We start from the raw sequence: 11,551 nt of genomic DNA, 5'->3' as shown, positions 1-11,551 counted from the left end.
AAGGCATGACTTATAAGATGATTGAACGAAAGACGGGGATTAGTAAACGCACGCAACAGAGAAGGTTTAAGTTGATTTCATAGATGGTTAAGATGGAGGCGTAGCGTGGATTGTACAGTTGCATTAAGAAGTATAGGAATCAAATAACCAAATCAAACTAGGCGGTAAGTTGCCGATAGAATATCGACAGCTTACCGCCTATAAAAGACAATCATTATTCGCTTGAACTTTTAGGATAGCTTATCATTGTTAGGGTTTTGTAATCTTTGAACATGACTAGTTTGCCGTTTCTAAGCGACTTTTTTCAGTTGACGTTGCTACTAAATGTCGATAGTAATTAGCCATCGTTAAATGATAATATGGTTGTACCCAAATGGCTGCAATCCCAAATGTGACCATTATAAGCAATCCCCAGCCAATAAAACTTATCTGTAACATAAAATATTCCCACTTATGGCCATTCATTAGTGCTCGACTTTTTGAAATAGCATCACGACAACTTATCGATTGTTGTTGATCAATAGCATCACGATAAATATAATAGGCTTGAGAATAAGCTAAGCTTTTAATAATTCCAGGAACAAGTAATAAAAAAGTCCATAAAAAAATCCAAACGAATGACAATAGTGAAATCAAAATACTGCCAATAAAATAATCCCCACGGCTAACAATTGTAAAGGATTTTTTTAGGGGATCTGAAAAAGTTTGCGATTCCCGGAATAAATCAACCAAGACATATGAGATACCTACAATTAAAAATCCCGCTAATAATGATGAAAAAAGGCCAATTGTATCCCAAGAGCCCCAAATAGAACTAACTGAGGGATCCACTACTTGAACATTGACATTATCAGACTTGAAATTAGCTCCTTCGGCAATCAATTCAATGACAAAAACAGGTAAAAATAATAAGAGAAAGAAAACAAAATTTCCATTTAATAAATCTTTAGCTTCTTTCTTCAACTGATAACGGCTCATAATAATTCCTCGCTTCATATTTGATTAATGGTTCTATTATTATACCATGGAAAATTTTTGAGTTGGCTATGATAAAATAAGAAAGTTGCCTTACAATCCTGCAACGGATTGGGGGTGTATCTATTTGTTTAACTCACTTTTTGCCCCACTTGTAGTCGGCTTAGTAACCGCTTGGTTTACCGATTGGCTAAAACGGAAACACCGCAAGTAAAAGAAAAAGGCAATTTAGCCCACTAAAAAACCCTCAACGACTTCCACTCGTTGGGGGTTTTGGTGTATCTATAAGTTACTCACTCTTTGCAAATGCAATTATATCACGCCATGAAGTCATTAATCAATTTGTTGCGCAACTTATAATAAAAAATATCTTCTTTTCTCAAATAATTCGCCAATATTTAAGCTTGTCGTACCAGTAAATTTGGCTGGGTGAGGTTTTCCATTTGAATCATAACTCGTTAATTGATAATCGTAGTTACCATAACCGTCCTCATCACGTCCAAAAAGCTGGATAGAATCTTTCAACAACACGAAAAGAGCTAGTAAATGAGTAAATGAAATTTACTCATTTACTAGCTCTTTATTTGACGAACAGCCACAAAATCAAGATAAAAGTAGTACTAATGGAATACATAAAACGCATAAAGGTATTTATTTGGTGGTATAAATAGGTTTCAACAATTAGTCATACCTATTATCTGTTAACATTAAATTTCTTTCAATACCTTATAAAGGTTGTCCGTTTAATTCCTGTATTACGGGCAACATCGACATCACTCATGCCCCTCATTTTGAATGGTATTCATAATCTTAGTTAAATCCTGATTGTTTCTGTCTAACTAATCTAGTTTGTATTCAAACTATCAGCTAATTGCTGGGCAGCCAACAACATTAAATCCTTAATTTGTTCTGGTGACTCAGGATGATCTTGGCCTAACCAGACACGTAGAATATTGGTAAAACCACCTAGTTGAAAAGCCATCACATAATTCACTTGGGTAGGAGTGCCCTGAACATGCCAGGGAGCCGCAAACTGTTGATAACGGGGGATTGCTTTTTGCTGCCAAATTTCATTCATGTGATCAAATAAGCCTTGGCGGATCAATAATTGAATTAAATCTCGTTTTTGCCACCAAAAATTTAAAAAAATGTCAAAAGTAGTTTTTAACATCATTTCCCCTACCTGTGGTTTCTGCTGGAGCAATTGTTCAAAGTACTGATCGAACAACTGATCACACAGGTAATTAATAACCGCTTCTTTATTTTTAAAAGAATGATAGAATGTTTTTCGTGATAATTCAGCGGTTTGGGCAATTTCAGTAATAGAAATATCCTGAAAATTCTCTTGTGCCATTAAATTTATAAGGGCGTCACATAACCATTGCTTAGACTGTTCAACCATACGCTGCTTTCCGTTCATTTTATTAACATCTCCTCTACTATCGGTAACAAATTATAGCAATCTGTGGCACTTAGCCAATTAGGATTGTTTTAATACTTAGGGCTAATTATACTAAAGACTGCAAATAAAGGTAACAAATGTTTCCTTTATATTCATTTGTTACCGAAAGGAGCGCTTGATAGATGTCAAAAGCTACTAAAATTATCAGTTTCATCGGGTTAACCATTGCGATGTTTATGGGTACCTTAGACAGTACCATCGTCAACATTGCTTTACCCAAAATTATGACCCATTTCAATGCCAGTCTAACTGATACAAGTTGGGTTGCCACCATCTATACGTTAGCCTTAGCCGTGTTTATGATCACGGGTTCAAAGATTGCTGATCGTTATGGTCGTAAAAAAATTATGTTATTAGGATTAGCCTTATTTGGCGGCTTTTCAGCGGCTTGTATGCTGGCAACGTCGTTACCAGAATTGATTGCTTTTCGATTTTTTCAAGGATTAGGCGGTGCCATTATCACCCCGATTGTCTTACCAATGGGAATTGAAATATTTGGCAAAGCGCATATGTCCAAGATTGCTAGCGTTGTGGGCGCGGTAACGGCTTTAGCCGCTGCCGGGGGGCCACCGATTGGTGGCGTGATTATTGAATATGCTTCTTGGCGCTGGGTATTCGGCATTAATGTCCCCTTAACCATTGTAGCCTTTCTAATTATAGCTATGGGGGTAAGGGAATCATATGACGAATCCTTGGCGGGGAGAATTGATTTACCAGGAACGATTCTTTTAACACTAGGCTTGGGTGGTTTAACTTTTGGCCTACTAGAAGGCCGCCAATATGGTTGGCAATCGGGCATCATCTTAGGAACACTCATTGGCGGCGTATTAGCTATTGGTTTGTTCATCCTTATCGAAAGTAAAGTCAAACACCCACTACTTGAATTAGATTTGTTTCGTGAAAAAACCTTAACTGCTTCTAGTTTAGTTTACTTTTTAACTGGCTTTGCGTTAGTTAGTCCCACCCTGATTTTAAATTATTTTTTACAAGACGTTCTGAACGATACAGCGTTACATGCAGCCCTAATTATTATTCCAGTTTCCTTAACAATCATGGTAGCGATGCCTTTGGGAACTAAGTTATTTGATCAAGTTGGCGCAGTTCCGGTTACTTTGATTGGCCTCTTAGTCATGGCAGCTAGTTTACTGCTCTTGTCGTTTATCACCACCACAACGCCTAAAGCTGTTATCATTACTTTTCTGGTGATTAACGGTGTTGGTTTTGGGTTCTCTTCGGTTTCGTTAGTGGCCTCGGTTAAGCATTTGCCCAAAAATAAAAGTGGGATTGGTTCGGGAATTGTTAACGCAGCGCGTCAAATTGGCACCTGTTTAGGAATTGCAATTCTAGTAACGGTCCTTGATAATAATGTCAATACAGCTAAGCAGCATATTCATCAAGATGCCATTCAAATTGTTGATCGACAGCAATTATCACCCAAAGTAAATAAAGTGGCTCATCAACAATTGAATAGCCTATTTTCCACTACTGGATCAGCCAAATTAACAACTAAAAACAAACAGACGAACCTAAGACGTGCCCTTAAACAAGCGGCCAAATCTCAAGTTGATTTACCACAACCCCAAAAGGGAACCGATCTTCACCAGGTCTATCAAGCCCAGAAGAAGTTAGCACTAGCTACTGACAACTTAAAAGCGGGTAACCAGCAACTAACACTTACCTTAACCAGGTTAGAAAATCAAAATACCGCTATATCTAAACTGTCAGTAGCTTCTCAAAAAATTAATTTGGGAAATCAGAAAATAAGCCAGGGCCAGAAAAAGTTGTTAGTAGGTCTCAAACAATTGGCACAAAAAGAAGCTTTAACGACAGCTTTGAGAAAAATTAAGCATACTAAGAATCGACAGATCAGCCAGGCCTTCAGTCATACCTACTTAGTAGGAGCGATGATTGTTTTGATTCTGTCGCCGATTGCTTTGTTGACAGATCGTAAGCCTTTAAAAAGTTGACCGGTGGGCTTGTTCGTAACTTAATTCGATACGGATTACAAGCTAAATCTAAAAAGGTACCTCGAATATGAGGTGCCTTTTTAGGTAGTTTCTTAGATGTTATTTGTTTTATCAGTATCATTTGTATATTTTCGGTATCAAATGATGTAAAATGATACTGAAAGGAGCGAGATGATCCTGAAAAAATTTGATTATAAAACTTTAAATAATTTAGAAATAACTTCTTCAATGAATGACAAGTTGAACCAAATTTATGAACTTAAAGGTCGTTTATCAGCTACGTCAATTACCTACAAAGAAGCCCTAGATCACTTGGTTAATGTTGCTAAAGTCCAGAGTACTGATGCTTCTAATCGTATTGAAGGAATTTATACCAGTAACACTCGGTTAAAACAATTGGTTCATCAAAAAACTAGCCCGCGTAATCGCAGTGAGGCAGAAATTGCAGGTTATCGGGACGTATTGGCTTTAATTCATGAACAATATGCATACATTCCGATTAACAATAGTTCAATTTTAACGCTACATAAGCGTTTGTTTAGCTATACCAACAGCACCTGGGGTGGCCAATTCAAAGATTCTGATAATCAAATCATTACCGAATATGCGGACGGTAGGCAGGAAGTCCGTTTCCAACCACCTACAGCGTATTTAACGCCGAAATTGGTTCAGGAACTTTGTATCAATTATAATTTAGCAGTTGATCAGCAGACTTTTTCACCACTAATTTTATTGGGCGCCTTTATATTTGATTTTGTTTCGATTCACCCGTTTCGTGATGGTAACGGCCGTATGTCGAGATTGTTAATGCTGTTAACAATGTATCAAGCACAACTCAACGTTGGAAAGTACATCAGTCTGGAAAATTTAATTGAGAAAACCAAGCAGTCCTATTATGAAGTTCTCAAGCAGAGTTCTTTAAATTGGCAAAATAACCAGAATGACTATGCGCCCTTTTTAGATTATTTTTTTGGTGTTATCTTGCAAGCATATCGCAATCTTAATGATCGGCTCAATCTGGTACAAGATAAACCATTGTCGGCAACGGATTTAATTCTTACAACATTAACGCAAGAATTAAAACCCTTGTCTAGAAGTGAGCTCACGTCCCTGATCCCGCAATACAGCGATATAACAATTAAACGAGCTCTCAGTGAATTGAAGAAAAGTCAGCGGATAAAACTCATTGGCAAGGGAAAATCGTCAAAATATATTTTGAAAAATTAAGATGTTTAGCGCTAATTAGTTCTCTATATTATAAGTGAAGAGAACAATTTATCCATTCTTAGTTACAGAAAGAAGTCTTTTGGTGACTCATGATGTAGTATCACGATGATTAGTTATAGGAAATGGATTTGATTTGAAATCTAAGTTTAAAGATTACATTAGCAACAAAAATGATATGCTTTAAAGAATAAATACATTGATATAGGAGATTTTAATGAAAAGTATTTGGGAGATGGACGCACCAATAGGCTTGGTTTTTTTCTTTGGGCCAGCTTTAATTATTGGAATTATGATGTTAATAAGTGGTTTTAACACCGTTTCAACCATTATGGTCTTAGTGTTAGTTTTGTGTGGGCTTAAATACATGCACACTTCAATAATTGGTAAGTATAGAATAATGAAATCCATTGTTAACAGTATTCATTTAAAAAAAGACAGTAAAATATTAGACGCTGGCTGTGGTCACGGTGCCTTTATGTTGCAATTTAACAGACAAGCAGCAAATATAAGCGAAATAATAGGAATTGATATCTGGAGTAATAAGGATCAGGGAAGCAATTCAATTGCAGCTACTCAAAAAATAATGGAAAATAGTAATTTGGCTGACAAGGTAAAGTTGAAAACTGCTAATATCTTAAACATGCCATTCAACGATAATGAATTTGATCTGATTGTATCTAGTTTGGTACTGCATAATATTAAGCCATTTGAGAAACGGAAAGCAGCGCTTGTAAACATAGCAAGGGTTCAAAAACAAAAAGGTCAGTTAGTAATCATGGATATAGGCTACGAAACTAGTAAATATGTGCGTATTCTTAAAGACTTGGGATATCAAAACGTTAATATTGCAAATACTGGCTATAACGGTTGGTGGGGTACCCCGATGGTTCCAACTTTTGTAATAACAGCAACCAAATAAAAAAGCTACTAACCAAAATCGATTTGATCCAGCATGGTTTCTTGACTAGCTTGATCCAATCCTAAACAAGCTAAAGTCATCGTTTCGCTAGAATGATTTAACAAGTGCATGACTAGGCCAATATTGTAATTAAATTGCGTATAGACACATCGTATGAGTACCTAGATAATTAATCCCTAATAAATCGCCAACCTTACTCATGATTTTATAGAATTGTTTTTCCGTGATATGACGATCAGGATGCTGAATCGAAGAAAACAACCAGTCAGAGATTAAATGATTTTTCTGCAGCCAAGCCTGATAGGCTAATAAGTCATTTTGAACAGGGTTCAAGTATAGTAAGTTAGCTTTGCCTACTTGAAAAATGGTATAGTTGCGTTGGCCGGCTTTGGAATTATAGTATAAGTAGGTGGCCTATAATAACCCAAAACTAAAAGTAACCTCCAATATTTGTGTTATAACTATTAGAGATTACTTTTAGTTTTGGGTTAGGCTCTCTGGTAAAGGGGGGAAACTGCTGTAATCATATATTCTTATTAGGATTTTGGATTGTTTGTGATTCCTGCTTACCTTTAAGGAACTCATTAAGATCTATAGATAGTATCTTTGATTTCGTATATTTATTTGGATCGAATTCTTCGTTTTTACGGGTACTAATTTTTTTTCTTTGAGTGATAAAATTGTGCCAAGCATCTATCGTTTTGGTGAATTTGTCCTTATCAATCGATGTCTGCTTCATGTTTTCTAGCAGTGCATCATTTTTATATTCATTCGTTAGAATTCTAAACATACCTAGATATCCATACTCATCGCCGTGATTTTTATGGCGGTTAACTTCTTCATCCCAATTGCTTTTGAAGAAATTATCATAATCGAAAACAAATGTTATGAAGTTGATCCAAGCCTTTATTTTTTTTGTATCATTACTGGTATTTTCCTCTGTAAATACTTCATCAAAATGTTTCTTAACAATTGTCCCAACACCGCTTCTTGCTTCTCCAGGAATCTTTTTAAAGCTAGCTAATATCATTTGTAAAATGAATTCATATGGAGCGGTTAGGCCCTCAGAATTTGTTTCTCCATCTCGAACTACTAAAAGTACTTTGCCTTTAGATTCTTTGCTTATATATCCGCTGAGGTTCCGTAGATTATCATCAAGTCCTTTAATATTTTGGACAGTAACAGGGGTTTGTGTATTAACGCCTAAAATAATTTGATGCTTAATTTTTTTTGAGAGTTCATCTAATTCATCGGGAATAATAATCAGTTTAATTTGGATTTTCCATTCCTGATTAAAAATATCATTTCTAGAAATAAATATTTGTCGCGATGTTTGTTGACCATTTACTATTTGTGGATTAACAACTGATATTTCACTAGGAGATATTTGACGTAATTGGTTGGCTATTATCGTGACCCCATTGTTAAGCCACCAAAAGTCTAAATATGGGCGAGCATCTATATTATCCTTATCATTATTTTGGCCATGCTTACTAAGAGTGTTCCGCATACCCTTGTTTGCGGAACGTCCCTTGCTTTGAGCACCTCGAACATTATTTTTAATTAGTCCTTCATCAAAAATATCTTTTTCTTTAGACTGCGATAGGAAATCGGCATAGTCTGATAAGTAACAAAAGCATTGATATGCTGTTGCTTTCGAAGAATTTATTGCTTCTCTATCTAAGTTGATGATATTTATGTTTCGAGTTTCGGAAATGGTTTTTTCTTCTCTATCTTGTTTTTTCTTGAATTCTAATCCCTTATTTAGTTGATCTATTGTCACGAGACTTTCCCGAACCGTTTTGCTTATGTTTAGATCATATGTTACAGACAGATCGCTAATCCATTGATTACATTCGCTTGTCGCATTTTTACTGATAGTTGAGCCACTAATATAAACACAATGGATGGAAGATTTTTTTAAGGCATACGTATTCATTCCAATAATATTTCGCAAAAACTTAGCAGTTAAATTGTCTCCAAAAGATAGACCGTTTTGCAGACCATTTAGAATTGTTGAGTAACCTTCTACAGGCTCTTTAAAATCTTTCTCTTTAACACTTTTAGTGTTTTTTGATTGAAATAGTAGTACATTTGAAATCGAATCGTATTGATTTTCAGAGGAACTAACAATATTTCCACTTTCATTAATTAAAATAAATCCGTCTATACCGTAGTCTTTAAAACTTACGTTAGTTTTAATACTGGCACTTGGGTTTATTAATTTATAGGCTTGCTCATCGGTAATAAACTCTAATAAATCTGCTCCCGTATAAATAGAATCTCCGGGAAAATAAAGATTAATATAGGCAGTAATACCGTTTAATAAGAGAATTGAATCTGTCCAGTGCTCTTTCTCATCTTTTTCCTGGGTGATATCGTAAGGGGCTACCCCATTAATTGTTGCCCAATTTATAGCATCTTCGTATGTGTATTTCATAACTAGCTCCTTTTATTTAGTCTTAATAAAATAAGTCTAAGGTTGGATTACTAAAAAAGTCCACCTTAACTTCTCTTAATTCCGTATTTCACACGGTAACGAATAAATGTGGTTCGTTTAATTCCGGTACTACGGGCAACATCCACATCACTCATACCACCTTGATAAAGTTTAAAGGCATGTTGTAGGCGGGGATCATTTTCGGCATATTGAGGCTTCCGCCCATGATATTTACCTTGCTGTTTGGCTAGGGCAATCCCTTGCTGCTGCCGTTCAATGATCCGCTTACGCTCGCTTTCGGCTTGATACTTATATAGTTCAATAATGAGGTTGGTCATGAGTTGACGTAAATTGTGGTCAGCAATCCCCGTCATGGACGGCAAATTTAACACATCTAGGGTGGCCCCCTTATTTTGAATGGTGTTCATGATTTTAGTTAAGTCCTGGTTGTTTCGACCCAAGCGATCTAATTCAGTGACCAGGACAATATCACCTTCACGGATATAGGCCAGCATTTTTTGCAGTTCTGGTCGCTTGATGTTAGCTCCACTTAATTTATCCGTAAATAGTTTATCAACATCTTTTAAAGCCGCTAACTGCCGATCTAAATGCTGTTCTTTAGAACTCACGCGAGCATAACCAATTTTAGCCATTTTTATCTACCCCCAAAGGCCCTTATTTAAAGATGTTTCACTTATTTGAGAAAGTCCTTTATTAACTCGGCATTTTCAATGAGTAATGTTCTTGTATATATTTTAGGCTGATCTGAAGCTTTGATTATTTTCCAAATAATTGCCGCTACTTTCATTGGCTCATAGTACTTTTTTGAAATTGAATCACTTCTGAATGCTTGCACAAAACTGTTCCATTGGTATGTTTGTTCTTCATCATTATCAAGGGAAATCATTTGAGGTTCCCTTAAAATTTTAACCAAGTCAGCTACAGTCGCATTTACATCCTCATTCTTTTCAACCTCTCTCATTTTTATCCCCATTATTTTACGAAAGGTAAAGTGTTCAACTCCAAAATAATTAGCAAAGAAAGTTCTAGCTGCTTGGTTAAGCGAAAAGCCAGAATCAAGTAACTTGGTGTCTAATGTAATGCTATCGGCCGTTAGCTGTGAGGCCACTCTTCTCCTCGGTTTTCTGAGGGGCTTTATTTCTGTGGCGGGCTCACCATTTAAAAATGCAATAATATATTTAACCAGTTCCGCTTTAGTACCGTATCTTGGTAATCCATATTGGCTACAAATGTTTTGTAATTCCCCTTTATACCAATAAAAGCTAGAAAATGTTTCACTGGTCATACTTTTATTAAATTTAGGACGCACTGTCATATCTATTCTCACTCCTTTTTTGCATATCACCAAAAGACCTGTCTGATAGGTTTATTTGGACAGTTCTAATGAACATCTGTAATTCCTAGTATAGCACAGAAATAAAAAAGACCAATAGGGTATACCCTAATGGCCGTTTGATATGAACTTATTTTGTTTTATATTTATCTTGAACAGCAAGAATTTTTGTTAAATATTCCATATCTAAATCTTTTCCCAAGGAGTCTTGATAATCTGTTTCAACGACAAATTCCTTCACTGTGCCACTCATGGTCTGATATATGAAATAAATATAAACGGGCTTTTTATTAACGAAGCGCTTTAATGCTTTATAATTAGACGTAAGACGATTCTTAACTGCGTCTAAAAAGCGCCCTTTAGGAATAACAATAGTTCTCATTTCGTGACTTTTGATGGGAATAAAACCAGTCGCCGCAATTTCATCGCCATTTTGGATATTCACCATTTGAAGGTAAGGATATAAGTCCTTATCTTCATATTGCTTTTTATAGTTCTTAGACTTTATCTTATCTATAAACAATAAAAATAAGCGATATGTCCAAGACCTTGTCGTATGCGTAGTCTTACTATTGCTGTCTTTGCACAATCTAAGTTTTACTCGAATGATGTATGGCAACAACTTTCGATATAGATAGAATTTCTTGTCTGTAACCATTATTCCTAGCAGTTGAGACGCTTCAGTTCCTAAACTGTCATTATATATGGAAATAGCTGTTTCAAAATTGTTGTTTCCTGAGGAGTATTCAAAAGATTGTCTCAGCTTCCTGTGACGATTTCTTAAAAATGTTATTACTGCTAATCCGAATGCTAACCAACCTACCGATATGTTAATGCTAATCCATTGGATGATATTTAAAATTAGTTCCCATGATTGACCTATAAATAATTGTATAACTTTCAACATTATAAAATCTTCTTTCTTATTTGTTTGCATTTGTATTATTATTTTTATAATTATCAAGCGCCTTACTGTTCTACGTCACCAAGTTTTAAAGCCTTCTTTCAAATTTTGTCCGTGTCCTACTAGTAATATAAGGATTAACCTGAAAGTTAATCCGTTTAAATTAGTTCTCACTAGTAATATAGCGATCAGGCAAATTTGTTTTAAAACTTGGATAGTGATATAGATTCCCTGTATAATGGTATTTTGTAGAGAAGTTAAGGCGGTGGCTATTTCCAATCGGAGGTGGTGCTTATGGTGTTA

The 11,551-nt window shown here is 35.6% G+C and carries 10 protein-coding genes and 2 pseudogenes; 4 read left to right on the top strand and 8 right to left on the bottom strand.

What is annotated here, in order from left to right; translation table 11 throughout:
• A pseudogene (locus MMY95_RS14245) lies at positions 1-83 on the top strand (recombinase family protein); the annotation flags it as partial.
• 193 nt (positions 84-276) lie between these two features.
• Here the strand turns inward: MMY95_RS14245 and MMY95_RS14240 are convergent.
• The 3 genes from MMY95_RS14240 to MMY95_RS14230 form a co-directional block, all read right to left on the bottom strand.
• Positions 277-978: a DUF975 family protein gene (locus MMY95_RS14240; protein ID WP_021349343.1), complete on the bottom strand. Its 702-nt coding sequence runs from the start codon at positions 976-978 to the stop codon at positions 277-279.
• A 351-nt stretch (positions 979-1,329) separates the two neighbouring features.
• Positions 1,330-1,500, bottom strand: a complete 171-nt coding sequence (locus MMY95_RS14235; protein WP_228966623.1) for a hypothetical protein — start codon at positions 1,498-1,500, stop codon at positions 1,330-1,332.
• Between the two features lie 319 nt (positions 1,501-1,819).
• A complete protein-coding gene (locus tag MMY95_RS14230) occupies positions 1,820-2,395 on the bottom strand; it encodes a TetR/AcrR family transcriptional regulator (RefSeq protein WP_241277743.1) in 576 nt (191 codons plus the stop codon).
• 164 nt (positions 2,396-2,559) lie between these two features.
• Here MMY95_RS14230 and MMY95_RS14225 point away from each other — a divergent pair, with 164 nt between their 5' ends.
• The 3 genes from MMY95_RS14225 (at position 2,560) to MMY95_RS14215 (ending at position 6,550) form a co-directional block, all read left to right on the top strand.
• Positions 2,560-4,404 (top strand): MFS transporter, encoded by a 1,845-nt coding sequence (locus MMY95_RS14225; protein WP_241277742.1) that lies wholly within the window; start codon positions 2,560-2,562, stop codon positions 4,402-4,404.
• A gap of 171 nt (positions 4,405-4,575) precedes the next feature.
• Positions 4,576-5,631, top strand: a complete 1,056-nt coding sequence (locus MMY95_RS14220; protein ID WP_241277741.1) for a Fic family protein — start codon at positions 4,576-4,578, stop codon at positions 5,629-5,631.
• Positions 5,632-5,845: 214 nt separating this feature from the next.
• Positions 5,846-6,550, top strand: a complete 705-nt coding sequence (locus MMY95_RS14215) for a class I SAM-dependent methyltransferase (protein WP_241277740.1) — start codon at positions 5,846-5,848, stop codon at positions 6,548-6,550.
• An 8-nt stretch (positions 6,551-6,558) separates the two neighbouring features.
• Here the strand turns inward: MMY95_RS14215 and MMY95_RS14210 are convergent.
• The 5 genes and pseudogenes from MMY95_RS14210 to MMY95_RS14190 form a co-directional block, all read right to left on the bottom strand.
• Positions 6,559-6,946, bottom strand: a pseudogene (locus tag MMY95_RS14210) (site-specific integrase); the annotation flags it as partial.
• A gap of 127 nt (positions 6,947-7,073) precedes the next feature.
• Positions 7,074-8,990, bottom strand: coding sequence for an AIPR family protein (locus tag MMY95_RS14205; protein ID WP_241277739.1), 1,917 nt, complete (start codon positions 8,988-8,990; stop codon positions 7,074-7,076).
• Between the two features lie 65 nt (positions 8,991-9,055).
• On the bottom strand, positions 9,056-9,643 hold the full coding sequence (locus MMY95_RS14200) for a recombinase family protein (RefSeq protein ID WP_241277738.1): 588 nt from the start codon (positions 9,641-9,643) through the stop codon (positions 9,056-9,058).
• A gap of 41 nt (positions 9,644-9,684) precedes the next feature.
• Complete coding sequence (locus MMY95_RS14195) at positions 9,685-10,326, bottom strand: SAP domain-containing protein (RefSeq protein ID WP_041153600.1); 642 nt, start codon at positions 10,324-10,326, stop codon at positions 9,685-9,687.
• Between the two features lie 148 nt (positions 10,327-10,474).
• Positions 10,475-11,281: a hypothetical protein gene (locus MMY95_RS14190; RefSeq protein WP_128475313.1), complete on the bottom strand. Its 807-nt coding sequence runs from the start codon at positions 11,279-11,281 to the stop codon at positions 10,475-10,477.
• Between the last annotated feature and the right edge of the window lie 270 nt (positions 11,282-11,551).

Source organism: Lactiplantibacillus sp. ME-2, from assembly GCF_022549155.1.
GTDB classification, from domain to species: Bacteria; Bacillota; Bacilli; order Lactobacillales; family Lactobacillaceae; genus Lactiplantibacillus; species Lactiplantibacillus plantarum.
This window is presented reverse-complemented; position numbering and strand designations above follow the sequence as displayed.

Coding starts and splice junctions, on each gene's coding strand:
- MMY95_RS14190 (WP_128475313.1), bottom strand. CDS start 11,281: ATGCAAACAAATAAGAAAGAAGATTTTATAATGTTGAAAGTTATACAA.
- MMY95_RS14195 (WP_041153600.1), bottom strand. CDS start 10,326: ATGACAGTGCGTCCTAAATTTAATAAAAGTATGACCAGTGAAACATTT.
- MMY95_RS14240 (WP_021349343.1), bottom strand. CDS start 978: ATGAGCCGTTATCAGTTGAAGAAAGAAGCTAAAGATTTATTAAATGGA.
- MMY95_RS14215 (WP_241277740.1), top strand. CDS start 5,846: ATGAAAAGTATTTGGGAGATGGACGCACCAATAGGCTTGGTTTTTTTC.
- MMY95_RS14205 (WP_241277739.1), bottom strand. CDS start 8,990: ATGAAATACACATACGAAGATGCTATAAATTGGGCAACAATTAATGGG.
- MMY95_RS14225 (WP_241277742.1), top strand. CDS start 2,560: ATGTCAAAAGCTACTAAAATTATCAGTTTCATCGGGTTAACCATTGCG.
- MMY95_RS14230 (WP_241277743.1), bottom strand. CDS start 2,395: ATGAACGGAAAGCAGCGTATGGTTGAACAGTCTAAGCAATGGTTATGT.
- MMY95_RS14200 (WP_241277738.1), bottom strand. CDS start 9,643: ATGGCTAAAATTGGTTATGCTCGCGTGAGTTCTAAAGAACAGCATTTA.
- MMY95_RS14220 (WP_241277741.1), top strand. CDS start 4,576: ATGATCCTGAAAAAATTTGATTATAAAACTTTAAATAATTTAGAAATA.